The sequence below is a fragment of the Collinsella sp. BG-O-102 genome (assembly GCF_023656745.1).
Lineage (GTDB): Bacteria > Actinomycetota > Coriobacteriia > Coriobacteriales > Coriobacteriaceae > Collinsella.
The window spans coordinates 125,663-150,121 of the sequence record NZ_JAMOKO010000005.1 but is presented as its reverse complement, the minus strand read 5'-3'; the positions used below and the strand labels follow the sequence as shown (position 1 = coordinate 150,121).

Below are 24,459 nucleotides of genomic sequence, written 5' to 3'. Positions count from 1 at the left end.
TCGGGGTTGCCGGCGTAGGTCAGCTTGTCCAGGACGGTGACGTGGACGTCGGGGTGGTTGTTCACGACATAGCGCACGAAGTTGCTGCCGATGAAGCCGCAGCCGCCCGTGACGATGATGTTCCTGGGGGAGAAGGTCTCCTCTGCCATGTTCGTATCTCCTCGGTTCCTAGTACTCGCGCGGGCTGTTGACGATCTCGCCGGCGGCGACCTTCTTCAGGTGCCGACCGTAGACCGACTTGCCGTAGGCCTTGGCCGCCTCCTCCAGCTCGGCGGTCGTGATCCAGCCGTTCTCCCAGGCGATCTCCTCGGGCACCGAGACCGGTAGGTCCTGGGAGTGCTCGACGGCGCGGACGAACTCCGCCGCCTCGTGGAGCGACTCCATGGTGCCGGTGTCCAGCCACGCGTAGCCGCGGCCGAGGGTCACCACGGAGAGCGTCCCCTCCTCCAGATACATCTGGTTGAGCGTGGTGATCTCCAGCTCCCCGCGGGCGGAGGGCTCGACCTCGTGAGCCTTGGCGGCGACGTCGCCCGGGTAGAAGTACAGGCCGGTGACGGCGTAGGAGCTCTTGGGCTCGGCGGGCTTCTCCTCGATGGAGACGGCCCTGCCCTCGCCGTCGAACTCCACGACGCCGAAGCGCTCGGGGTCGTCCACGTGGTAGCCGAAGACCGTGGCGCGGCCCGACTCGGCGTTCTGGACGGCGCGCGTCAGGTGGCGGCTGAGGCCGTTGCCGTAGAAGATGTTGTCGCCGAGCACGAGCGCGCACGGCTCGCCGGCAATGAACTCCTCGCCGATGGTGAAGGCCTGCGCCAGGCCGTCCGGCGAGGTCTGCTCGGCGTAGGAGAGGTTCACGCCGAAGCGCGAGCCGTCGCCCAGCAGGCGCTGGAAGTTGGGCAGGTCGGTCGGCGTGGAGATGACCAGGATGTCCTTGATGCCCGCCAGCATGAGCGTGGACAGCGGGTAGTAGATCATGGGCTTGTCGTAGACCGGCAGCAGCTGCTTGGAGGTCACGAGAGTGAGCGGGTACAGTCGCGTGCCGGACCCGCCCGCGAGGATGATGCCTTTCATTTAATCTGTCCTCTACAATCGAAATGCGCTTTAGATCGAGTGATAAATAAGACTTGGGTATCCTATTTTGCTAAACCCCCTCATTCTTAACGAAATAGGCAAGGTAATGACTGCGGAATATGGCTACCTGAATTGCCCCTTCCATTTTTCGATGCTCGACCAAGGGAGATTGATTCCGGTTATTTCAGGTTGGTTAATCCAATCAGCCATTTTGAGTAAAAAGTCATCTTCTCGTTCGAAAACAGGAAGTCCGGTATCTTCACCGATGATCGCGTGCCAAATGTTGGTAATGGACTCACTTTGCTTCAACGCTATGAAAAGCGCCAGTATCGAAAATCAATTTATAATCCCACAATGATGTGAATTCGTTCGGGCAAATAACGACCGCAAAGTGATACAAGCGAATAAGATCCGGCAAGAGTTAGCGCCCAAACAGCAAATGTCGAAACACCAAGTGGAATGACGAATAATCCAAGCAGTTTCCAAACGGCCTTGAGAACAAGTATATGGCAGAGGTAGATTCCAAAAGAGGCGTTCCCAAGGTCAACAAGCAAAGTAGAAGATAATCGCGACTTGAATGATCCCGGAACCGCCATAAGAAGCGCGATCACAGCTAAAGAGGTCGCGGCAGAACCGAGCTTAAGCTGAGTTGTGGCCATATTGAAATCGCCAGTCAAATACCACCAGAAGCCTGCGACCTCCTGAATTATTAAAAATATAAAGAGCACTGCAACAAGCTGAGTGGTTCGTCCTTCAATGAGCGCAGCCCAACGCCTCCAGTCGAGACCGAAAACATAAAAGATGAGCCACATGGGGCAGAAAACCTGTATTAGAGGCAATGCGATACCGGCAACGGCAGCGAGCTCCCTTAGAAGCAAGCAAGCCGGTGTCACACAATAGACAAAGAACCTATACCGTGAAAGGAGCCTGAACAGTACCGGAGTAAGCAGCACAAGCTGTGAATAGACCAATAGATAGTACATCTGAGCCGATACGGAGCCCACGGCGAACGCCAGAAACCCAGACGCCCATGAAGGGCGGGAAACGCCGCAAGATAGATAACGCTCCAGAACGCATAAGGTCCGGCAACCTTGCTAATGCGGCGTCGAAGAACCCCCCCGCATTAAATTTGCGCTCGTCGGTAAGAACACCGGATAAAAACAAGAACAACGCAACAGAAAAGTTGAGGAATGGGCGAATGGCGACCGACGCGGCACATTGAGGAAGACAGTGGATAAGCACCACTGCGGAAATCGCAAGCCCACGAAGAGCTTGAAGGTAGCGATCCTTGGCCATCTAGGCTCTCCTTCCAACGAGTCTCTTTAGTCGTCGTTTAATACCACCAAGCTTGCCGCGGACACGCTGCCAGAGAGTGGGACGGAAATCCCACTTGTCCATGAGATCTGGGATGGAAAGCCCGGCAGACACGTCGTTCAAGAACTCGTCGCGCTTTGGATAAGGCGTGACAGAATGGACGAGGCTAGGGTTGCCCGCGATTACCCCATCAAGCGTCGCCGGACCGTTTGCAGTAAGCCCAGAAATAGCCTCGAATGCCCGCACGCCCTTCTCGGTATTGCATAGGACGGCAGATACGCCCTTGGAGTTGTCGACCTCGGGATGGGTATTCTGGAACCCCCAGAAATCACCGAGCGTGATATCGGCGCCGCTGGAGCGCTTTGCTGGACATGCCAGACAGGACGAACGAAGGCTCGCATTGGCCAGAAACGCTTTCATGTACCAGTCTTTGCCGAATATCTGGGACTCGGTGTCCCCGGTGTTGTCTTTCTCCGCTATGTGCTTGTACATAGCGGAGAAAGACAACCATCCGGTTGTCTTACTCCGCATATTGACGTCGCAGACGTCCGACCCGAAGGCCTCACCACGGTAGTCGACCCAGCGCGACCAGAGCTCTGGAGACGGAACACCGTGGCAGATGACGTCGACGCCGAGGAAGAGGTCAGAGTCGGCGAGTTTCCCCAGGTATGAGCGCATGCCAGCCACCTGGCATGCAGTACCGGCAAAGAGCGCCGGCCTGCCTTCACGCAGGGCAGTGCGGACGCCCTCGAAGACGCCGCGGCCAACCGCGCTCTGAACGTATTTCGAGCGCATAACGGCGCCGAGCGCCGGCCTGTCCTCCACGAGCACGTGACGAAGCTCGCGGCAACCGTCCGTCCACGCGGCGCCCGCCACAACACCGCCGCGCGAGAGAGCGTCACCGGCGAGTAGACCGAACACGCCGCCCGACGACGATCTATCGAGCAAGCCGACGTCATGAGCCTTCGCCCAGAGGGCGAACTCGCACCCGTCCTCCCCAGGGGCGTTGAGCGCCGGGCATACGGCGTCGCACGCCCCGCAGCCTACGCACCCGGAGGCGTCGACGGTGGGGTGTAGGAAGCCACAATCATCGGGTTCCATGGAGATGCTTGACTTGGGGCAGCGGGCAGCGCACGCGCCGCAGCCGCAGCAACGGTCGCCAAGCGAGACGACCCTCGGGGATTTCTCGGAATCATTCATGATGGACCCTATCTAAGGAACGGGAGACGAGAGACGACCGCGATACGTTCGTCCTTCGTTAGGACGGCGAGCCAAAGGGCTATGGCGAAAAGCGCGCTGTAAACGGCGCCCCACTCGAGGAACGCGGGCCATCCGTTGACGGGCAGGACCGCCGTGCCAGCGAGGCAGGCGACGGTGACGGCAGCCCAGGCGAGCAGCACCGGCAGGTTCCGCTTCCAGAAAAAGAGCATGTCGAGACCGACCCGCTTCTGGTAGTACCAGTTCATCCACAGTCCGTTGCCGAGCACGATGCTGACGACATAGGCGATCGCGGGGGCCCACGGCCCCAGCGCCGGGGCGGCCGCGGCGGTGAAGGCAACGTTCCCGACCGCCATCGCAAGGTAGACGAGACTCCTGGCGTGGTGCATGTTCTTGGCCCTCTGGATCTCGATGCCGACGTTCTGACAGAGGGGCACCATGACGGGTAGCGTCATGGCGAGCACGAGCCAGTAGGCCTCGGCGAAGCCCGGGCCCGCCCACCTCGTCACGAAAAACTTCCCGAGAATAGCGAAACCTCCGTACACCCAGCAAAACAGTACCATCTGGTAGCGGCCCACGCGCGTCATAAGGCGAGTGAGCTCGGCGTTGTCGTCCGAGGTGGCGACGATGCGGTTGACCTTCGGAATGAAGACGTTCGACATCGTGGTGGAGAGCGAGTAGAAGACCTGGCGGATGTTCACGGCCACCGCGAACAGAGATACCGCAGTCGCGCCCGAGATGGCCCCCAGCATGATGTTGGGCACGCTCTGATTGACCATCTCGCAGACCTGGTTACCGAAGATCCAGGCACTGAAGGCGGCGATGCCGCGCATGACGCCCCAGTCGGCACCCCTGAGCTCGAAGCGCATGCCCAGCACGACGATGGCGTAGCGCGCGTTGAGGGCAAGCAGGACGAGGTTCACCGCGAGCTGTGCTAGGGCAACGCCCACGGGCCCCATACCGGCGGCCAGCAGGGCCCAGGCGCACAGCGGCGTCGCAAGCGTGGTGACGAGCTGCCTGGTCTGCTGGTAGACGAAGCGCTCGTGCGCCGTGATGTAGGAATTGAACACGACGGTGAACAACGTCGAGGCGACGTTGAGCGTCATGATGGCGAGCAGCTCCCGGGCGAGCGAGACCTGCGCCTCGGTGAACCCGGCCGAGAACACCGCGCCGGCGTTTGCGGAGAAGCCCATGCCGAGGGCGACCGCCGCGGCTGTGACGGCGACGTAAAGCGTGAGGTACATGCCGTTCAGGTGCCGGATGTCGCGCTCGCCGCCGTGCGCCACCGTCTGCGTGTAGAAGCGCACGTAGGCCTCGGAGAAGCCGAAGGACAGGAGCGTCAGCGAGAAGACAAAGGAGTTCGAGCTCTGGAAGACGCCGTAGTCCGCCTGCCCCACGTAGGACAGTAGCATCGGCGTGTAGACGAGGTTGACGAGGTTCTTTGCGAGGATGTTGGCGTAGCCGAGGAGGGCGCCCGCCTTACGCTGGCTAGCCACGGGCGGCCTCCGAGGGAATGCTCAATCCACATCTATCGAGGAATTCAACAACGATCTTCCTCTGAGCTGGCAACCTGTCATACGCCTTTGAATAGTCACTCTCGAGCAGTTCCGAATTACATACGGAAAGAATTGACCGCTCAACGAAAGAAACACCCAGCTCGCTGGCTAGCGTGTCGAATCGGCTGCTCATGTCTGGACCAGTGGACTCACGAGGGCAATAAATCAGCGGCTTCCCGAACAAGATCGAGAAAATTGATCCGTGATATGAATCTGTCGCTACAAGCTTTGCGTGACGGACGGCATAGAGGAACTCTGAAGGCCCGAGGGCGTAGTAGCGCGCATCCCCTAGTAAATCGACCCTCTTGCAGCTAAGTGAATCACAGATTTCGGCAACCCTCTCTTCGTAAGCTGCAGTCCCGAGGAAGTACGTCAATACATAATCATTTGGAAGCCCGCAGTGCGGCTCTTTTTCATACCTTTCCCACCAGGAGCCGTCAAACATCAGTGTTGGGTCAATCAACACCTCGGCCTTTAAGCCGTACAGACTGGTTATAAGCTCGGCGCTCTTCTGCTCACGAACGGACAGCCTATCAAACCCGTCGAAATAGCCGTGGAACAGCTCACGCTTCTCCTCGGGAATCGTCGGAGCTGCCAAGCTTGGCGAAAAAGCAATGCGCTTTTCTCTTGGCGAAAACGTGAGAAACATAGTGGAGTTAGCGTCAGGGGAATACGGAGACCAAACTTGGTCGCTCCCAGCAACGAAAAAGTCATAGGATTTAATGTCACGTGGAGGGTTGGAATCAGATATAACCTCCCGGCTAAAGGAAATGTTACGGGAATTGAAATCCTCAAACGAACGATGCCTCTGGATGTGGGCAACGGCAAGCCCCTTTGGAATGAGCGAAGCCAAAGACTTGAGCTTGTATTTGGCAGATCTCGAGTCCTTCTGTCTGAACGTAAGGACATCTGCACCCGAGAGTTTGAGAGTTTCTTGGACAGCAAGGTTCTGGAGCCTCTGCCCATAGTTGTCCCCATGCGTAAATGTGGAAATGCCTATTTTCATGTTCAAACCTGTTCTTCGTCTCTATCAATAATCAAATAGTCTGCAGCCGAGGAATTCCACGACCAAGCCAGCGCTCCACAGAGCAGCAGTAGGCACAAGCAGCAGTTCACCCTTGTAAAGCACTGCGTATACAGAAAGGTAATAAGAATTGTTAGCAAAAGGAGCAAACGAACAATCCGGCCATTAGATCCTTTTTCCTGCTCCATAAACTCACTAACCACGGAGTGGAAAAACGCTACATACGCTGCCGTCTCCCAAACCCCCATGAGAATCAAGAAAGACCCCATATCCGCTTGACCAAAGTGGTTAAACGACATGAACCCGGACGCGTAGAAGCTTGAGGCTCCAAGACCCTCTCCGAGACTCCATGTAGCCGGTCTCAAGAGAGCGAAGCCGATGATAGCAATCCTCTCGTTACTGCCGTCGGCAGCAGTACCGACGGAAGCTGAACTGCCAACCATATCGAACAGACCAAACACTTGCGTATCCACGAGGATCTGGAACGCAGGCACCAAGGCGTATGCAATTGTCAGGATAAAATACAAGGCGACAAGCCAAAAGAAGGGACCCGAAACATCCGCTTCTCCCTTCATGACTGAAATAAGCCAGAACATCACTAAAACGAGAGGAAGGATTATGAAGAGCGCCTTATTATCGTTGAGTGTCGCAAGATAGAAGGACAGGACGATAAGGCAGACGTTGTAAGCGATGGCAAGGGATGGCCAGAGAGGACCCCGAAGCCTCCTAATCCAGACGAAGTTGTAGAGCACGACGAATGAAGTGTAAAGGGCCACCGCATGGACGGACGCATAAGAGAACAGGCCGGAGATATTGTCCTCGAAGTAACTGATGTCGTTCGTTGTCGCAGCGATCATCCCATGGGTAGAGTACTGGATAAACATGATCGCCATATTGAGAAGCAATATGGCGTTGAAGACCGGAAAACCTGCATCAAAGAGTCCAAGAAGAAAATCCCTCTTGTTAGTGACCAAAAGAAAGAAGTAAAGCGTATAGACAAACGGGTAGAGGAGCAGCAAAATATTCGCCCTAAACGTTTCCATATTGCCACCCAAGAGGGCACCAGACAGCCACCCTGCAACGGTAATCAGCCCAAGTAGTAGCGCTCTACCGCTATATTTCCATCCGGAGAAGAGCGCCCTCACGCAAATCATGCCGGTAATTACCCAGTTGAGGTATCGCCCCAGACCATAGTACTCAAGGAAGAAAACCTGCGCCAAGATACCTATAACGATCGTCGCATCCGCCAGGTCACCCATGCAAACGGTTAGAACACCTTGCTTATTAGGGAGATACCAACGACCTCTTCGACCAGCCCGCTCCTCCGCTTTATTTATAACGAGCCTCGCATGCCTATGATCTTGCATTGAGTACCTCCAGCAGCACACGTTCAATCAGCCTCGTGTGCATGTGAACTCCCGTGTTGAGACCTACCGAGGAGCATGGAAGCAGGTCTACGATCTCATCTGAATCGACAAGATCGAGCGGACCAGGATTTCCGCTCCTGAAACGATTGACCTCCCTGATAAGCCGGCTCTTATCCCTAAACAGCCCGATTAGCTCCTCCTCGTTATTCAGCACCAAACCGGACCCATGCTCAACGACAAAGTCGGCGACATTGCCTGCACATGCACTCGAAATCGTATAAGCGTTTGCGGAGTAAGATTCCATACAGGTGTAGCTATAGGTCTCTGGACAAGATGGCCACATGACAACGATGGCAATCTCGCACTCCCTGAGAGAGTCGGTCATGGCATTTGGGTGCTTCTCATCAAATTCGACAAACCGCTTGTTCATCCCTGGATACATATCGTTCGAGCTGTTGAAGACGAAGAACTCGTACTCTTGTTCATCGACCGCAGATACGAGGCGAAGCCAGGTCTCCCAGCCCTTTGTCTTCCTCGGCATCCCCAGAAAGGCAACCCTGATGCGCTCCCCTGCGTTCAGAGGACGTCTGTTGCCCAGATACTCTCCAAGCAGCTTTTGGTGCGGTATTACATCAACAAGGCCCTCGTATTGGGGCCTGAATGAGAGAAACCGATTCTTCGTATAGGTCGAAGGTGCAACAAAACGGAGATTTTTGATGGAGTCAAACAGCCCTTGGATCTTCGACTCCACACGAAGGCTGTTACTGAAGTGGGGGCATTTCTCGCAGGGAGCGTCGCCGAGCCTTGAGCTGTCACAAAAGCCGCTCCTATTTTGGAGGTTATAGCTTGTACAACACAGGTAATAGTCGTGGAGAAAGGCCCTGACCGGTGTTTTGCCTGTAACTTTTAGCAGTTCGGAGACTTTCTCAAGGCTCACGTACAGAAGGTGGTGGATATGAAGCTCAAGAAGGCTGAAGCCGCTTTTTTGCCAGCTGCAAAGGGCCTCGCACACCTGGGCAATACTGAAAACACCAGCCTCCACCCCGTCGACCGTAACCCCGAATTCGCAAAATAGCATCTGGTCGTCCCTGAACAGGGTCTTCTTAACCGAGTGGAGATAGACGTAACTTATGCCGTGCGACGCCATGGCCTGCTGACTCGCCATAATAGCCTTTGGGGTGCCGGTCTTGTCCTTGAGATAGTCGCAAAAGGCAAGCGCTAGGACGTACCCACTATTGTGCGGTTTGGGGATGCTTTTACTCATATCATCGCTTCCCAAACAAGAGGAGAGATCTATTGAAAAGGCCCTCTTGTAGACTGCCGAAATTCAGCCTCGAAGAGAAAGAAACCCTGCACCTAGCCATGAAAGAAGCGTCCATTTTCGATACCAACTCTCCAAGAGCACGCTCTGGAGGAAGAATGCAGTCGGAATAAGTTGAAAGAAGTCCAGTAACTTGCTTTGCAAGAGTAATCTCTCGCGGATGACAAAAACTATTGATTTTCTCAATCACTTTAGATGGTAAATCAGTACTCACACCGACCACATTACGACCATGCTGGCGATATCCCATATGAGGAGAAGCATCGAAAACAATCCGATAACCCAGCAGCACGCATAGATTAGCTATCAGCTTATCATGCATGATGACGGGATGGGGCAGCTCATGCAAGCAAACAACTTCCCAAATACGCCTATCAAATACTTGCGTACATCCCATAGGTGACCCAATGCAAAGCTGGTTGAGAGGGTCGTTATCTCGATAAGATATGCACCTTTGTTGCCCATAGGTTAACCGGCCCATCTCATTACCAGCTGAATCTACAAGTCTTGAATTGCAATGATAAAGAGCCAAATTCTCCTGCTTCTTAAGCTGTTTAATCGCAGTTATCAGTTTATCGCTATCCCAAATATCATCTTGGTCGGAAAACGCATAGTAATCAGCTTCGGGAGCATTCCGCAACAACGTCAAAAACCCTAAAGCAGGTCCTAGGTTTTCTCCTGTTAACAAAGTCAGACTGCCCTCATCTGCATAGCGCTGCAGAAGATCACGAGTACCATCAGATGACCCGTCATCACGGACAAAAAGACGTACGTCAACTTCAGCCTGCGAGAGAATGCTGTCAATTTGTTCTGAAATAAATGGGATGCCGTTGTATGACGCCATTAATACGACGCACTTTGGCACCTTGGAATTACTCAACATATGGATTACCTTATCATTAATGCCTAAAGCAAACGCTCTCGATGTGTTAACCCCTGAGCAAACCCAGTGCAAGCAGTATATCCTTGACCAAGTACTTGGCGCAGTCTTTTGGCCTCGCCCTGAGAACGAGTCGGTTAACCCGTACCCCGTTACGAAAGCCGTCCATAAAGGTATTTCTTTCTATAGGCTTCGTCGAAGGACGTTGAAGCTGTTCATTGTTGGCCACAGCTAGACCAGGATCAACCGGCAAAAGCTCAAGGTCCGTCATTTCTAACAGTTCTCGACCCTTGTCTGTCTGCACAAGTGCGAGGGATATCCCGTTCGCGACCTCATCAGAAAGCTCGCTACCCCATGAATCGCCAAGCGTAATATCGGAGACACGATCACCCTTGGCGTAGCGGCAGGAGTAGCAGCCTTCCGTATACGGTAAACCCGAGAGGAAAGCAATCGAGTAGCGATCGCGGACACCCGTCCTACCCACAGTTTCAGCTTCGCGATAGCGGAGCTGATACTGGACTTTCTTTCGAAAGTCCAGTATCAGCTCATTAGACAGGTTGTTACCTGTCTCTTCCAAGAATCGGCTCAGGACCTTGGGGGACGGTGAACCATGACAGATAAGGTCGATGGTGTAAAGGGAATCGGCTAAACGGCTTCCAACGAAGTTACGCATCGCAGCAACCTGACAAGGAAGACCGATAAAGAGAACCCTTTGACCACCTTGCAGGGCCTCCCTAACCTCGCGGTACGCACCAAGCGGATTGCTTTTGACGTATTTGGAGCCTTGGGCCCTCCTCAAGTAATCCGCATCAGAAGTGAGGTGGAACCGGAACTCACCGCCCTCCTGTGCACATGAACACACTAATCCATTTGACGCCACAAACGCCTCCGAGATGGCCGTAGCCAGACCCCCGGACGAAGATGACATTCTGAGCGATGTATCTTTCGCCCACCCCTGTAGCCACTCGAGAGGACGCAACGAAGATGGGGATACCATCTGGGGACACGTTTTCTCGCACAGTCCACATCCCACGCACCTTGTAGGATCAATACGGGCGTTATACGCCTCAATCGTATCCTCAATGGCAATCGCTCCATGTCGGCATGAATCGACGCAGGCCATACAGCCAGCGCACATATCCTTCTTGCATACCGTCCTAGTGCCAACGTTTGACAATGCCCTACTCCTCAATCATGCTCTTGAGCTGCGCTAGGGACTTCTCCCTCTCCGCACCCATCACGTCGTTGACCCGACCAAAGTCAATCTGCTTGGATGCTAACTCGACATCATCTAGATTCTGAAGCACTCTGTCCGTGAGGTCCGTGAGTCGCAGAATACTCACGTTCCTGCTCGAGGTTCCGTTCTTGGGCAGCACTTCTACCAGCGGCGTATTGAGATTTATGGCAAAAGCCGTACCGTGGAACGAGTCCGTGACTAGGCATGCTGCGTTGTCGACATACGAGAGAAACTCAGCAAGCGTCGGCAGCCACTTGAACTTGCCCTCGCGTGAGGCCTGGTGCAGGCTTGCGGAGATCCGTATCAGGGGCAAGCCAAGCTTTTTGGCAACCTTCACGGCGTACTGCCCCACCGTCGGGTCGCTGTGAATCTGGTAGACGAGGATGTATTCGCCCTTCGGGGCAGGTGCCGCCATCCTTCTCCACGCCTCGCCATCAAGCAGCAGCGTGGGATCGACAACCTGTCCGGCCTCTATGCCCCACGAGGCAAGCTGCTCGCGCGCGGCATCCTCGCGTACGAACACGGCCTCATATGCTCGAAGGTCCTCGAGAAACCTGGGGCGCACGCTATCCGGCATATTCTTCTTACCAAAGCTTGCCGCATATGAGATGCGCCTTGCGCCCTCGGGAGCAAACTCAAGCGCGTATGACAGGTCGTATGCGCCCGAGCTGATGGGACCCCACACCTGATCGCTTCCAGTCATATAGGCATCGGCCTTGGGCGGATTAGCCTTCAGCTCCTCCAGGGATGCATAGTGAGGGCTCATCTTAAGCAGCTGGGAACGCTCACGCGCAAACCGCTTGCCCGCCACCCTTGTCTCAGGCTCCATCAGAAGTCTGTAGACAGACTTCTTCAACGGGTTCCCGTTCCAGGACGGCTTTGTCGAAAGAAGCGTCCTCACCTGCTGGGATACGTCCTCACAAGCAGGTACATAGTCCATAATCTCGAACTCATGCCCCAAGCTCTCTACCGCTCGTTGTGTCGCATATGCCTGGAGCAGGGAGCCATAATTAGAGATTGCGTGCCTGGTTATGCAGGATACTTTCACGTGTTTCCTCCGATTGATATCGAGCAACCGCTATTTCTGAATTTTTGCATTCGATTTTTCCACCCGGCTGCACTACAGCGCCTCCTCAGTCTCGTACACGTGCGCGTCGGCTCGGCTTGCGTCGGAAAGGCCGTCGTTGATCGCGGCGTGCATGTCGCAGGTGGAAAGAGCGTCCAGCTCCTCCTTCGTCACCTTGCCCGACTCGTAGTCGCGCACGATGGGGAGCTCGTGCATGTCGAACTTCTTGCCGGGCTTGAGCTTGTGCGCCAGCACCCACGACGCGGGTTTCCAGATGTACTTGTGCATGGCAGGAGACACGGAGCCGATCATCCAGCAGTTGCGGTCGCAGTGGCGCACGCAGCCGCGCACTTTCTCGGCCTGGGCGCTCTCCCACAGCTCATCCCAAGACTCGTCGTTAAGGTTGCCCATAACGAGCTTCTCCTTGGTGCCGTTGCAGGGCATGACGTCGCCGTAGGGGTCGATGAAGAACGTGTCGAACGCCATATCGCACGGGAGCAGGCGCTTCTGCCCATAGATGTAGTTGATGAGGCCCATGTTGAAGTACGCGCGGAACCACTTCTTGGGCTCGTTGGACTTGAGGAGCTCGTTTACCAGGTCCTCGAAGTTCTGGGCCACCATGGGACGGTCCTTGATGATGTTCTTCGCCTCGACAAAGTAGAAGCTGTTGTGCAGGCTGGCGGTGGCGAACTCCATGCCGAGCTCGTCGGAAAGCTTGTACAGCGGCACCAAGTCCGCAGCGTTGCGATCCTGCACCGTCATGCCAAAGCCCACGTCCGGGTGCTTCATTTCCACGAGCTTCTTGAGCGTCTCGTAGCCGCGGTTGAAGCCGTTCTGGAGACCGCGGATCTCATCGTTGGTCTGCTGCAGACCCTCGATGGAGATGCGGATTCCCACCTGGGGGAATTCCTCGGCAAGGGCGATGATGCGGTCGGTGAAGAAGCCGTTGGTGGAGATGACGATGCGGTCGGACTTCTTGTACAGCTCGCGCACGATATCCGCAAGGTCGGTCCTGATGAAGGGCTCGCCACCGGTGATGTTGGTGAAGTACATGCGCGGGAGCTTCTTGATCACGTCGAGGGAGAGCTCCTCCTCCGGACGGCTGGGAGCCTTGTAGCGGTTGCACATGGTGCAGCGCGCGTTGCAGCGGTACGTTACGATTACGGTTCCGTTGAGTTTCTTCTCGGCCATGGGTTAGGCCACCACCTTCCGGTCAATTAGTTCTTGATACAGGGAGACGAGATTCCGGATGTATTCCTCTTGATTACAGTTCTCTGCCACGAATGAACGGCAATGCGCGCTCATCGCGGCGTAAGCCGCAGGATCGGCGGCCACCGCCGCACCCCTACGGATTGCATCTGCGAGTCCTGCCTCATCGTGGGCTTCAGCCAGGAAGCCCGTTTCACCCTCACGTACCAGCTCGGGTATTCCGCCCATGTTCGTACCGATAACGGGCTTGCCCGCGGCGAGTGCCTCGAGAACCGCATATGGCGCGTTCTCGAGCCACTCTGACGGCGCAGCCGCCAGAGTGGCTCGATTCACAAGTCCGCGCAGGGCGTCACCGGTTTTATATCCAACCAGCTCAATCCTCGAGCTTATTTCGTTTGGCATTGCGGAAACTTTGACCTTCACAGCATCACATTCAGGGCCATCGCCTGCAATAACAAGACGCCAATCAGGGATCACCGGTGCCGCCTTCTCAAAAGCATGCACGAGCGTTAACACGCCTTTCTCGCGAGAAAGGCGTCCCAGATACAGCATGTAGGGATCTTCATTATTTTGGTTGGCAACTTCCCGTGACATCGAATCGGGATTCAGGAAATTCCGCATGAGGACAAGCTGACGCTCGGGAAGCCCCGCTTCAATAAACTTGTTCCGCATGAACTCACTCGGGCAGATGATGCGATCGAGACGTGAATAGGTTTTGTGCCGTTTAAGCCACTCCGCCTCAGCCACCGCTAACGCGCTTTTTGCGATCGAACCCTTTACGCACTTCTTCTTAAGGCAATTGCCAAAATGACCCCCGAGACACGAATCGCAAACGTTGCCCTCGGAATCAAGCATAAGATAGCTCGGGCAAGCGAGAATCAAGTCGTGCGAGGTATACACAACCGGCGTTGGATGCTGCTTTAGCCAAGGAGCGTCCAAGATGGAAAACGTAATCTCCCTATGAGTGAGATTGAGATGGATTACATCGGGCTGGAATTCACGGCACAGCGCATCGAACTTCTCGCGCGCCTCTTTGGAATACACAAGTGCCTGCACGGCCTTCGCCTTATCGACAATAGAGCTCGGTCCGTTATAGTCGCGATTCGTTACAAAGTAACGCGACCACTCAGTCGGCTCATTACGCTCATCCTCCATGCTGAAGAAGGCAACTTCATGCCCAAGAGCGCGAAGACCATCGGCAAGAGCAAAGTAGTACGTCTCGCTTCCACCCTTGCGCCAATGAAACTTATTTACAAGAAGGATCTTCATTACGCAACACCCTCATACAAAGCAAGCGTCCTTTGGACGACGCTGTTCCAGTCATAGCCATTAATCGCGCGGTCACGTGCCATGGCGCCCAGCCTCTCCGCTTGGGCAGAATCCGCTATCAGGCCTTCAAGCACGTCGCGCAGCGCCCCCGCGTCTCCGTGTGGGAACGTGAGCCCGCAACCCTGCAGAACATCCGCGCGCTCGGGAATATCCGAGGTAACGCATGCCGCACCGTGAGACATGGCCTCCAGCAAGCTCATAGGCAGGCCCTCAACGTCGGAGGGGAGCGCGTAGCAATACGCGTTGGAGTACAGCTCGGAGAGCAGGTTGCCCTCAACGTGGCCGGTAAAGAGCGCGCGGGGGTCGGACGCGGCAGCCTCTTTGAGCGCCACGGCGTAGTCGTCCGTATCGGAGGAGTCGCCCGCGATAACCAGGCGCTTATCCGTCTTTACCTGCTTGTACGCCTCCACCAACAGTTCCGGTCGCTTCTCGGGCACAATGCGACCGAGGTAGAGGACATAGGAGCCCTGGGTGAGCCCCGAGCGCTCGGAGATCTCCTTCGCGGGAAGATCCGCCTCGGGAGTGATGCCGTTGGGAATGAGCGTAGCCTCGCGGCCGTAAGCCTCCTTGAAGTACTCCTGATTGCCCCGGGAAAGCACGATGAGCGCATCCGCGCACTTGGCCGCCGTCGCCTCGCCGAACTTGATGTACTTGGAAGCCAAGCCGCCCCATTTTGCACGCTGCCAGTCCAGGCCGTGGATCGTTGCCACGGTCCTGATGTCCGCGGAACGCGCAAAACGAAGGGGGACGCACGGCCCCTCTGCGTGATAGTGAATTACGTCTGCCCCGTCTTTGATGGCGGCCCTTGTTGCGGCAAAGCTGCTCGTGAGCGCAGAGAGCCCCTTGATGTCCAGAGCCTTTACGGGAACGATGCGGTAGCCATCCTTCTCGTAGGGCTCGGAAGGAGCTCCTTCGCCCATACGGTCGTAGCAGGTTACTTGGTGACCAAGGTCTGCCATACGGCGAGCAAGCTCGCCTACCACCACCTCTACGCCGCCCTCGCGCGAACCCGTTCTCTTTTGGCCTATCATGGCGATGCGCATGCTACACGGCACCTTCCCCAGAGAACATCGTCTTCAGCGTGCCGAATATCAACCGCAGGTCCTGGCGCAGGCTGCGATTCTCTATATAGTGAAGATCCAGCTCAACCATTTCGTTGAAGCCCAGGTGGCTGCGGCCCATTACCTGCCAAGGACCGCTGCAGCCGGGTTTTACCGCCAGGCGCTTCATGTCGTGCTCGCTGTACAGGGCAACCTCGCGCGGCAGGCCGGGGCGCGGGCCAATGAGGTTCATTTGGCCCAAGAACACGTTGATGAGCTGGGGCAGCTCGTCGATGCTGTGCTTGCGAATGAAGTTACCCACACCGGGAATAATGCGCGGGTCGTGCTTCATTTTAAACATGGGGCCAGTGGCCTCGTTTTGGGCCTGCAAGTCCTTGAGCATTTGGTCTGCGTTGGGAACCATGCTGCGGAACTTGTAGATCTTAAACAGGTAGAACGTGCCGTCTTTGCGCACGCGGCCCACGCGCCACTGTGAATATAGGGGGCTGGCGCCCGGGCTCTTTATGCAAATGACCACGCTCAGAATTACCCCGGGAATAAAGAGCAACACCAGGGCTCCGCCGGCGGCGACAATGTCCACCGTACGCTTAACAACGCGGTAGAGCCTGTGCCCAAGCTCGGGCTTCACGCCGGAGTTGGCACCGCGCAGCATCTTGTACGCTTCTTCGTTTGTAAGGTAATCCCCCGCAGCACCGGCTGCGGCAGTGACGGAATTCGCCGTGGCGGCCGTGCGCGTCTCCCGCGCGCCCTGTGCCATGGTCATCATCGTAGGCTCCAAGAGCCCCTCCCCCGATACTTTTTGCCTTCGGTCGTCCGCTTGCGAGCTTGCAGCTAGGCGATCGCTCTTCTGTGATTGCGCATAACGCGCTGCTCTTTTGAAAGCACCGCAAGGCCAACGCGGGTGGTTACGCGTCGGCCGCACAAGTCGAGCTCCAGATAAGCAGTGCTCTTGCGTCTGTTAATGGTTTTGATGAGGCCTTCGTGGCCCAGTAGCGGACCAGCAGTTACTACGACCTGGTCGCCGTCTTTTAGGGCCTCACTCATGGGCACTACGCGGTCTCCCCTATGCGTAAAGCTGCTTATGAGTTGAGCCTCTTCTTTTGCCAGCGGCACAAACTGACCGTCCTGGGCAAGCACCCGGGCAAAGTCGTCCATGCGCAGCAGATACTGTTGCACGGTGCGTGGATCTGCCGTATCGCAGATAAGATAACCGGGAAAGAGCGGCTTGGTCGTATTGACCCATTCACCGTGTACCTTAATCTCGGTTTGAAATTGGGGATAAAAGAGCTCCTGCATGGTGCCGGCTGGCAACATGCGCTCGATGCGCTCGCGCATTACGTCTTCGCGACCGTTAATGACCTGGATCACATACCACACGAGCAGCACCCCCTTGCTGTCTTACGTGTGGCTCACGGGGTTTGGGTATGGCTTCGCCAGGGCGCTTGTGCGCGAAGGCGCTCCATATTCAAACCCTGAGCCCAGTCAGACAAGCACGTGGCTCTGTCCCACCGTGAACGGTATGTATAAAAGCAGCACTGAAGTCACAGGCACGTATCGCAAAAATGCCTATAACCTCAGCTGGCTGCATGCGAACCGGTCGAGTGATTTCAAAACTGGACCGCATGCAAACAGCTGAAGGACTGCTGTGATTTGCCGTAGCAACTTATTGCACTGGTTAAAGCGAAGATGTAATTAGCCGTAAAAAGAACAAAATCGCGCATGGCAATCAATATTGGAGCTCGTGGTTTTTCTAACACCGCCGTTACGGCCGGATGCTGATCGACCCTGTGCTTTGTGACTTACAGGAGCCGTGAGCACAGTTGAACTCATGTAACGTTAGGTATCCTAGCACAAGCAGTTAGTGAAACTGATTTAACTTGTGGCGGACAACATATCGTTCATTAAGCGTGCTTAAGAGGGTTGTTTTAGGATGTTGTTCACGTTGATGCAGGTTATTGGGGTGCTAACGGTGATTAGGAGCGTTTCTGAAGCCTAAATGGAGCAGCGAGCTGCACTGGTAATTGCGCTTGTCTAACAAACTATGTGCAGACATGGGGAATAAATTGTGCAACTTTTTGTTGGTGTAAGGAAGGATTTGTGACGCGAGGCGTTTTGACATGAAAAAGACCTTCGGGATTCCGAAGGCCTTTGCATTCACGATGGTGGAGACGAGGGGGATCGAACCCCTGACCTCTTGACTGCCAGTCAAGCGCTCTCCCAGCTGAGCTACGCCCCCGTGACGTGGAGATACTATAGGGGAAGATGGCGCGGCGTGCAAGGGCTTTTTTGGGTCAGATTCTAAATGCCTATTGATATAGGTAAGCGATGGCGGTGCCGGTGTGAACTTGGATCTTGGCCGTTTTTCTAACGACATTAGAGATGCCGGTGTCGGCCAACAGGCCCAGGGAGCTGTGGTCTAGCTCCCACTCTAGACCGCGTTCGCTTACCTCGGTGTTGGGGGCAATGGCGATGATAGAGAACGTCTTGCCTTCAGAGCCCTCGATGGTCCACGATTCGCCTCCGTGCAGGATGCGGGCCGTGGTCTCGTCTTCGGCAATCCAGACTGGGGCGTCATCGTAGCCTGCAAGCAGCCCCAGTACGGAAAGCGCCATATCCGGACGGCCACCCGTGGCGCAGGTCGCAACCACTTCGGCACCCGGCCAACGACGGCGGACGGAATCGAGCGCTAGCGCCAGATCGGTATAGTCCTTGTAGGGGTTATGGCGTTCTACCTCAAAGGCTTCGGCGGCATCGACCAACGCACGACCCGCATCACTCACCGTGTCGGCATCCCCCACATACACGTCACAGCCCAGTCCCGCGCCCAGCAGCGCGTCGAGTCCGCGGTCCACGGCGACAACACGGTCGCACTCCCCCGCTAGTCTACGTAACAGATCCTCGCTCGCCACCACGGGCGAGCCGCAGACCACTAATACCTTGCAAGCCACAGCCCCCGCCTATCCCTCAAACGAAAGCACGCGGGCCAGATCCAGGTCCTCATAGCTATCGATAAAGATCTCGCAGTTATCGCGAACCTCGTCGCGCTTCATGCGGCCGTGCGGGTCATAGATGCCCACGCGTTTAAAGCCGGCGACACCAGAGCTCTTAAGGCCAAAGACGGCGTCCTCAAACACCCATACACGCTCAAACTTGCACCCGTGGCGCTCCTCCAGGCGGCGCAGCGCCAGCTCGTATACGTCGGGGAACTGTTTGGAGCGTCCTGCCTCGCCCGTCGTGGTAACAAATTCCAAGTAAGCGTCGAGCCCGGCACCAGCGAGCGCAGACTTAACCAGCTCGGCCGGCGTGGACGTGGCAACGCACATGGCAATTCCGGACTCCTGCGCCTGCTTCAAAAATGCCAGGAGCCCCTCGCGCGGCGGCACCTTGGAGTAGCCATCGATCAGGATGTCGCTCAGCTCACGGTAGAGCTCCTCACCATTTGCGCCAATGCCCCAGGTGTCGTGGTAGGCCTGGCACTCATCCTCCAACGACAAATGCTCAAACTGGGCAAAATCGTCGACCGTCACGTCAATCCCGTGACGGTGCAATAACTCAGGCTGGGCATAGGCCCAAACGGGGGTGCTATTTACCAGCGTGCCATCGCAATCAAAAATAAAAGCAACCTTGGGAGCGGCGGTACGGGACATAAACGAACCTTTCGATATCAAATGGTAAACATCCTGCTAAAAACGTTTTACCAAACGTCAGCCAAACAATTTTGAAACCCAAATTGGTAAAACTGTCAAGAGTTTTACCACGTCAAATCTGCCAGTGGTATAAACATGTCGCTTACCGATTAAACGCCCGCGCAAATCCGCTTTCGTCCATAAAACTAACGCACAGGTGTTATCGTAGTTTTGCCGAAAGTTCCACCGAGCACGCGAGGTGGAACGAATCACAGAAACTTCGCCGTCCCTTCGATTCGTGCAGCCTTGGACCTTTCGCATCTAGTCACCAAGGCAACACGCTGCCGCGTCATGATGGGATCAAACGTGAGCGATACAAAGCTAAAGCCAACGGCTAAAAAGCCCGCAACCCGCAAACCGGCTCCGCACGCACCGGAGCTCACCAAGGACGATGTCTATCTGTTTGGCATCGGCACGTGGGAGCGCAGCTGGGAAAAGATGGGCGCGCATCCCGACACGCAGCAGCGCACACGCGGCTGGCGCTTTTGCGTTTGGGCGCCCGACGTAAAGAGTGTCCATGTCATTGGCGAATTTAACGACTGGGATGAGGAAGCCAACCCGCTGGTGCCCGTGCATACGAGCGCTATCTGGGAAGGCTTTATTCCTGGCGCCGAGCAGGGGCAGCTCTATAAATATCTCATCGAGACCAACGAGGGCGAAAAGCTCTACAAGGCCGATCCGTATGCCTTTAAGGCCGAGTGCCCCCCGGGTACCGCGAGCGTGCTGTGGACCCTCGATGGCTACAAGTGGAACGACGCCGCGTGGCTCAAGCGCCGCGCCGATCACAACCACATGTCGCAGCCGCTCAACATCTACGAGGTGCATATTGGCTCGTGGAAGCGCCACGGCGACGCTCCGCAGGGCGAGCCGGACGAGTACGGCAACTACCCTGGCCCCATGGACCCCTTCCCCGCGCAGCGCGGCGAGTTCTATACCTACGACGACCTGTCGGTGGAACTCGTGGACTACGTGCACGACATGGGCTATACGCATATTGAGGTCATGCCGCTCATGGAGCATCCCTTCGACGGCTCCTGGGGCTACCAAACGACCGGCTACTACGCCGCCACGTCGCGCTACGGCAACCCCCAGCAGCTCATGCACTTTATCGATGCATGCCACGAGGCAGGCATTGGCGTGATCATGGACTGGGTTCCCGGCGGTTTTTGCGCCGACTCCCATGGCCTTGCCACCTTTAACGGCCATATGCTGTTTGAGCACGAGATTCATCCCAACTGGGGCACGCACAAGTTTGACTTCGCCCGCGGCGAGGTCCGCTCCTTCCTGGTCTCCAACGTGCTGTACTGGCTCGAGAACTTCCACGTGGACGGCATTCGCATGGACGGCGTGTCCAGCATGCTGTACCTCAACTTTGGCATCGACGATCCCGGTCAAAAGAAGTTCAACAAGTACGGTACCGAGGAAGACCTGGACGCCAGCGCGTTTATCCGCCAGGTCAACTGCGCTGTGGAGGCGCACTACCCCGACGTGATGATGATGGCCGAGGAGTCCACCGCGTGGCCGCTCGTGACCTATCCGCCGCAGGACGGCGGCCTGGGCTTCCACTACAAGTGGGACATGGGCTGGATGAACGACACGCTGCACTACATGCAGACCGATTTTCCGTGGCGCCCCGGCAACCACGGGCTGCTCACGTTCTCCATCATGTATGCCTTTACCGAGAACTTTATTTGCCCGCTAAGCCACGACGAGGTCGTACACGGCAAGTGCTCGCTCATCGGCCGCATGCCGGGCGACTGGTGGCGCCAGTTTGCCGGTCTGCGCACGCTGGCCTTCTACCAGATGACGCACCCCGGTGCCAAGCTCAACTTTATGGGCAACGAGATCGGCCAGTTTATTGAGTGGCGCTACTACGAATCCATCCAGTGGTTCCTGACCGAGGAGTATGAGACCCACCGTCATCATCAGGCGTATATCAAGGCGCTCAACCACCTATACACCGCCGAGCCCGCCCTGTACGAGCGCGGATACACCGACGACGGCTTTACCTGGATCGACGCGGACAACTCCAAGCAGTCCATCGTGAGCTTTGTGCGTCAGGGCGAGGACGTCGATGACGACCTGGTAATTCTGATCAACTTTGACCCGGCGAGCTACGAGAGCTTCCGCGTGGGAGTGCCGCGCGAGGGCGACTGGGAGGTCATCTTTGACTCCGACCGTCCCGAGTTTGGCGGCAGCGGCTATGCCGGCGAGGAGCCCTACACCTGCTCGAGCGAACCCTATCCCTGGAACGGGCAGATGGACTCTATCGAGATGAAGGTGCCTGGCCTGGCAGGCGTGGTGCTTAAGCGCCGCGGTCCCAGCAGCTACAAGCCGCCGGTGGTCGAGAAGCCCAAGAAGGCGGCGCGTAAGCGCACGTCCTCGGTGAAGCCCAAGGCCGCGGCTGCTAAGAAGGCTCCGGTTAAGGCGAAGACCGCCAAGCCCGCTGCCAGGGCTTCGGTCAAGTCCACCACGGCCAAGAAGGCGGTCACCAAAAAGACTGCTCCCAAGGCCAAGGCAGCTGCTGTTAAGGCTCCTGCCAAGAAAGCGTAACAAAAGCGTTACAGCTGCAATTACCCGTCCCGCGGGGGCGTAGGATACAAGTCATAACCGTTCCGGGAGAAACATCCCCGGGGGAAAGGAACGTATGAATAAGATCTTCGACAACAAGCAGGAGTTTACCGAGCTCTATCGCGATGCCGTCATGAGCATTAGCGGCAAGAGCGTCGAGGCCGCCAGCGACCTCGACCGCTTTAACGCCCTGGCCAAGCTCGTAGCCGAGAAGGCACGCACCGTTGCCACCAAGAGCGACGCCCGCGTGACCGCCGAGGGCAAAAAGCGCGTGTACTACTTCTCGATCGAGTTTTTGATCGGCCGCCTGCTCGACAACTACCTACTTAACTTTGGCGTGCGCGACATGGTCGCCGAGGCGCTCGACGACATGGGCTTCGACCTTTCCGTCATCGAGAACCAGGAACCCGATCCGGCGCTGGGCAACGGTGGCCTGGGCCGTCTGGCCGCATGCTTCCTGGATTCCATGGCAGCCGAGGGCATCGCCGGCTACGGCAACGGCATGCGCTACCGTTACGGCCTGTTTAAGCAGGAGATCGTCAACGGCAGCCAGGTCGAGGCCACCGACGAGTGGCTCACCCACGGCTATCCCTGGGAGGTCCGTCGTCAGGACAAGGCCGTGACCATTAAGTTTGGTGGCCATGTTGAGGGCTTTGAGGAGAACGGCCGCACGTTCTACCGCACGGTGGACACGCAGGACATCCTGGCCGTCCCTTACGACATCCCCGTGGTGGGCTATGCCGGCGAGACCGTCAACAAGCTGCGTGTCTGGGCCGCCGAGCCGGTCGAGGAGCACTTTGACCTTGAGGCCTTCAACCGCGGCGACTATGCCCTGGCCGATGCTGAGCGCGCCGAGGCCGAGGCCATCAGCGCCATCCTCTACCCCAACGACGCCGGCGAGCACGGCCGTCTGCTGCGCCTGAAGCAGGAGTACCTGTTTGTCTCGGCCGGCATCTACAGCCTGCTCGACACCTTTGAGAAGGAGCACGGCGAGAACTGGGAGCTGCTGCCGCAGTTTGTGGCCATCCACACCAACGACACGCACCCCGCCATGTGCGGCCCCGAGCTCATGCGCATCCTCATCGACGAGAAAAAGCTCGAGTGGGATGACGCTTGGAGCATCGTGACGCAGGTCGTGAGCTACACCAACCACACGATCCTGCCCGAGGCCCTGGAGAAGTGGCCCATCGGCATGTTCTCCAAGCTCCTCCCCCGTGTGTACCAGATCATCGACGAGATCAGCCGTCGTTGGCACGAGTCGTTCGACACCACGCAGGAGGGCTGGCAGGAGCGTCTGCGCCAGACCGCCATCCTGTGGGACGGCGAGATTCGCATGGCCAACCTGTCCGTGATCTGCAGCCACAGCGTCAACGGCGTGGCCAAGATCCACTCCGACATAATTAAGAACATCGTGCTCAAGGACTTCTATGCCCTGACGCCCGAAAAGTTCAACAACAAGACCAACGGCATCTCGCACCGTCGCTTCTTTGCCGAGGCCAACCCCACCTACGCCAAGCTCGTGACCGAGGCCATTGGCGACGGCTGGCTGAAGGACGCCTTTGAGCTGGAGAAGCTCAAGGAGTTCCAGAACGACACCGAGTTCCTCAAGGCCGTGGGTGCCTCCAAGCGCGCCAACAAGGAGCGCCTGGCCGCCTACGTTAAGGCCGAGACCGGTCTGGTCATTGACCCCAACACCGTCTTCGATGTCCAGGTGAAGCGTTTCCACGCCTACAAGCGCCAGCTCATGAACATCATGAAGGTGATGGACATCTACAACCGTCGCATCGCGAATCCCAACTTCCACGTGACGCCGACGACCTTCATCTTTAGCGGCAAGGCTGCCTCGAGCTACACCTTTGCCAAGGAGACTATCCGCCTCATTAACTCCGTGGCCGACGTCATCAACAACGACCCGCGCGTCAACGAGGTCATGAAGGTCTGCTTTATCCCCAACTTCCGCGTGAGCAACGCCCAGCTCATCTACCCCGCCGCCGAGATCTCGGAACAGATCTCCACGGCCGGCAAGGAGGCTTCGGGCACGTCCAACATGAAGCTCATGATGAACGGCGCCATTACGCTGGGTACCCTCGACGGCGCCAACATCGAGATCGCCGACCTGGCCGGTCGCGAGAACGAGGCCATCTTTGGCCTAACCGCCCCCGAGGTCGAGCAGCTCTGGGCGTCGAACAACTACTTTGCTTGGGATACGCTCAACAACGATCGCGAGCGCCTGGGCCGCGTGATGGACGAGCTCAAGGACAACACGTTTGCCGGCCTTTCGGGCAACTTTGAGAGCATCTACAACGAGCTCATGAACAACAACGACCCCGACCTGGTCATGGCAGACTTCCGCAGCTACGTGGATGCGTGGGAGAAGCTCACCGGCAGCTATGGCGACCAGGAGACCTGGAACCGCAAGGCTCTGCTCAACACCGCCTCCTCGGGCTGGTTCTCGAGCGACCGAACCATTCGCGAGTACCGCGACGAGATCTGGCACGCGTAAAGGCGCGCGAGCTCCCCTATGCCAGCACGGCATTACTCGACGGGCGTGA

At 56.8% G+C, this 24,459-nt stretch carries 21 protein-coding genes, 1 tRNA gene and 1 pseudogene; 2 read left to right on the top strand and 21 right to left on the bottom strand.

Annotated features, from left to right (window positions below; all coding sequences use genetic code 11):
• The 21 genes and pseudogenes from NBH09_RS04180 to NBH09_RS04080 form a co-directional block, all read right to left on the bottom strand.
• Nucleotides 1–149 (bottom strand): NAD-dependent epimerase/dehydratase family protein (locus tag NBH09_RS04180; RefSeq protein WP_250787155.1); only part of this gene is annotated, 149 nt, incomplete at its 3' end.
• A 19-nt stretch (nt 150–168) separates the two neighbouring features.
• Nucleotides 169–1,068: a glucose-1-phosphate thymidylyltransferase RfbA gene (rfbA, locus tag NBH09_RS04175; protein ID WP_250787150.1), complete on the bottom strand. Its 900-nt coding sequence runs from the start codon at nt 1,066–1,068 to the stop codon at nt 169–171.
• A gap of 341 nt (nt 1,069–1,409) precedes the next feature.
• A complete protein-coding gene (locus tag NBH09_RS04170) occupies nt 1,410–2,051 on the bottom strand; it encodes an acyltransferase family protein (RefSeq protein WP_035138284.1) in 642 nt (213 codons plus the stop codon).
• Nucleotides 1,978–2,364, bottom strand: coding sequence for a hypothetical protein (locus NBH09_RS04165; protein ID WP_250787149.1), 387 nt, complete (start codon nt 2,362–2,364; stop codon nt 1,978–1,980). The genes NBH09_RS04170 and NBH09_RS04165 overlap by 74 nt, the downstream gene beginning before the upstream one ends.
• Nucleotides 2,365–3,582 (bottom strand): Coenzyme F420 hydrogenase/dehydrogenase, beta subunit C-terminal domain, encoded by a 1,218-nt coding sequence (locus NBH09_RS04160; RefSeq protein WP_250787148.1) that lies wholly within the window; start codon nt 3,580–3,582, stop codon nt 2,365–2,367. It lies immediately after the preceding gene.
• An 8-nt stretch (nt 3,583–3,590) separates the two neighbouring features.
• Nucleotides 3,591–5,096 (bottom strand): lipopolysaccharide biosynthesis protein, encoded by a 1,506-nt coding sequence (locus tag NBH09_RS04155; protein ID WP_052044164.1) that lies wholly within the window; start codon nt 5,094–5,096, stop codon nt 3,591–3,593.
• Entirely contained in the window at nt 5,089–6,162 is a 1,074-nt protein-coding gene (locus NBH09_RS04150) for a polysaccharide pyruvyl transferase family protein (protein ID WP_250787147.1), read from the bottom strand. Before NBH09_RS04150 ends, NBH09_RS04155 begins: the two co-directional genes overlap by 8 nt.
• Nucleotides 6,163–6,164: 2 nt before the next feature.
• Entirely contained in the window at nt 6,165–7,439 is a 1,275-nt protein-coding gene (locus NBH09_RS04145) for a hypothetical protein (RefSeq protein ID WP_250787146.1), read from the bottom strand.
• Between the two features lie 94 nt (nt 7,440–7,533).
• Nucleotides 7,534–8,811, bottom strand: a complete 1,278-nt coding sequence (locus NBH09_RS04140) for a glycosyltransferase family protein (protein ID WP_250787145.1) — start codon at nt 8,809–8,811, stop codon at nt 7,534–7,536.
• 1 nt (nt 8,812) lies between these two features.
• Complete coding sequence (locus NBH09_RS04135) at nt 8,813–9,751, bottom strand: glycosyltransferase (protein WP_082421944.1); 939 nt, start codon at nt 9,749–9,751, stop codon at nt 8,813–8,815.
• Between the two features lie 46 nt (nt 9,752–9,797).
• Nucleotides 9,798–10,628, bottom strand: coding sequence for a Coenzyme F420 hydrogenase/dehydrogenase, beta subunit C-terminal domain (locus NBH09_RS04130; RefSeq protein ID WP_250787154.1), 831 nt, complete (start codon nt 10,626–10,628; stop codon nt 9,798–9,800).
• Between the two features lie 117 nt (nt 10,629–10,745).
• Nucleotides 10,746–10,871: pseudogene (locus NBH09_RS10115) on the bottom strand (4Fe-4S binding protein); the annotation flags it as partial.
• Between the two features lie 58 nt (nt 10,872–10,929).
• Nucleotides 10,930–12,033 (bottom strand): polysaccharide pyruvyl transferase family protein, encoded by a 1,104-nt coding sequence (locus NBH09_RS04120; RefSeq protein ID WP_250787144.1) that lies wholly within the window; start codon nt 12,031–12,033, stop codon nt 10,930–10,932.
• 72 nt (nt 12,034–12,105) lie between these two features.
• Entirely contained in the window at nt 12,106–13,242 is a 1,137-nt protein-coding gene (locus NBH09_RS04115) for a radical SAM protein (protein WP_035138273.1), read from the bottom strand.
• 3 nt (nt 13,243–13,245) lie between these two features.
• A complete protein-coding gene (locus NBH09_RS04110; protein ID WP_250787143.1) occupies nt 13,246–14,529 on the bottom strand; it encodes a glycosyltransferase family 4 protein in 1,284 nt (427 codons plus the stop codon).
• Complete coding sequence (locus tag NBH09_RS04105; RefSeq protein WP_250787142.1) at nt 14,529–15,632, bottom strand: glycosyltransferase family 4 protein; 1,104 nt, start codon at nt 15,630–15,632, stop codon at nt 14,529–14,531. Before NBH09_RS04105 ends, NBH09_RS04110 begins: the two co-directional genes overlap by 1 nt.
• Before the next feature lies 1 nt (nt 15,633).
• Nucleotides 15,634–16,428 carry a sugar transferase gene (locus NBH09_RS04100; RefSeq protein WP_198019959.1) on the bottom strand — a complete coding sequence of 265 codons (795 nt, stop codon included), beginning with the start codon at nt 16,426–16,428 and terminating at the stop codon, nt 15,634–15,636.
• Between the two features lie 53 nt (nt 16,429–16,481).
• Nucleotides 16,482–17,027 carry an antiterminator LoaP gene (loaP, locus tag NBH09_RS04095; protein ID WP_250787141.1) on the bottom strand — a complete coding sequence of 182 codons (546 nt, stop codon included), beginning with the start codon at nt 17,025–17,027 and terminating at the stop codon, nt 16,482–16,484.
• A gap of 783 nt (nt 17,028–17,810) precedes the next feature.
• Nucleotides 17,811–17,886, bottom strand: a tRNA-Ala gene (locus tag NBH09_RS04090).
• Nucleotides 17,887–17,956: 70 nt separating this feature from the next.
• The gene (locus NBH09_RS04085) at nt 17,957–18,598 is read right to left on the bottom strand and encodes a thiamine diphosphokinase (RefSeq protein ID WP_250787140.1); all 642 of its coding nucleotides are present in this window, start codon (nt 18,596–18,598) and stop codon (nt 17,957–17,959) included.
• A 9-nt stretch (nt 18,599–18,607) separates the two neighbouring features.
• Nucleotides 18,608–19,297 carry an HAD family hydrolase gene (locus tag NBH09_RS04080; protein WP_250787139.1) on the bottom strand — a complete coding sequence of 230 codons (690 nt, stop codon included), beginning with the start codon at nt 19,295–19,297 and terminating at the stop codon, nt 18,608–18,610.
• Between the two features lie 330 nt (nt 19,298–19,627).
• Between NBH09_RS04080 and glgB the strand changes: the two genes are divergently transcribed.
• On the top strand, nt 19,628–21,889 hold the full coding sequence (gene glgB, locus NBH09_RS04075; protein ID WP_250787153.1) for a 1,4-alpha-glucan branching protein GlgB: 2,262 nt from the start codon (nt 19,628–19,630) through the stop codon (nt 21,887–21,889).
• Between the two features lie 94 nt (nt 21,890–21,983).
• Nucleotides 21,984–24,410: a glycogen/starch/alpha-glucan phosphorylase gene (locus NBH09_RS04070; protein ID WP_250787138.1), complete on the top strand. Its 2,427-nt coding sequence runs from the start codon at nt 21,984–21,986 to the stop codon at nt 24,408–24,410.
• Nucleotides 24,411–24,459: the final 49 nt, after the last annotated feature.

Excerpts from the sequence above, each read along its gene's own strand:
- rfbA (WP_250787150.1), bottom strand. The coding sequence starts at position 1,068 with ATGAAAGGCATCATCCTCGCGGGCGGGTCCGGCACGCGACTGTACCCG.
- NBH09_RS04170 (WP_035138284.1), bottom strand. The coding sequence starts at position 2,051 with ATGTACTATCTATTGGTCTATTCACAGCTTGTGCTGCTTACTCCGGTA.
- NBH09_RS04165 (WP_250787149.1), bottom strand. The coding sequence starts at position 2,364 with ATGGCCAAGGATCGCTACCTTCAAGCTCTTCGTGGGCTTGCGATTTCC.
- NBH09_RS04160 (WP_250787148.1), bottom strand. The coding sequence starts at position 3,582 with ATGAATGATTCCGAGAAATCCCCGAGGGTCGTCTCGCTTGGCGACCGT.
- NBH09_RS04150 (WP_250787147.1), bottom strand. The coding sequence starts at position 6,162 with ATGAAAATAGGCATTTCCACATTTACGCATGGGGACAACTATGGGCAG.
- NBH09_RS04145 (WP_250787146.1), bottom strand. The coding sequence starts at position 7,439 with ATGGGTGACCTGGCGGATGCGACGATCGTTATAGGTATCTTGGCGCAG.
- NBH09_RS04140 (WP_250787145.1), bottom strand. The coding sequence starts at position 8,811 with ATGAGTAAAAGCATCCCCAAACCGCACAATAGTGGGTACGTCCTAGCG.
- NBH09_RS04135 (WP_082421944.1), bottom strand. The coding sequence starts at position 9,751 with ATGTTGAGTAATTCCAAGGTGCCAAAGTGCGTCGTATTAATGGCGTCA.
- NBH09_RS04115 (WP_035138273.1), bottom strand. The coding sequence starts at position 13,242 with ATGGCCGAGAAGAAACTCAACGGAACCGTAATCGTAACGTACCGCTGC.
- NBH09_RS04110 (WP_250787143.1), bottom strand. The coding sequence starts at position 14,529 with ATGAAGATCCTTCTTGTAAATAAGTTTCATTGGCGCAAGGGTGGAAGC.
- NBH09_RS04105 (WP_250787142.1), bottom strand. The coding sequence starts at position 15,632 with ATGCGCATCGCCATGATAGGCCAAAAGAGAACGGGTTCGCGCGAGGGC.
- NBH09_RS04080 (WP_250787139.1), bottom strand. The coding sequence starts at position 19,297 with ATGTCCCGTACCGCCGCTCCCAAGGTTGCTTTTATTTTTGATTGCGAT.
- glgB (WP_250787153.1), top strand. The coding sequence starts at position 19,628 with ATGATGGGATCAAACGTGAGCGATACAAAGCTAAAGCCAACGGCTAAA.
- NBH09_RS04070 (WP_250787138.1), top strand. The coding sequence starts at position 21,984 with ATGAATAAGATCTTCGACAACAAGCAGGAGTTTACCGAGCTCTATCGC.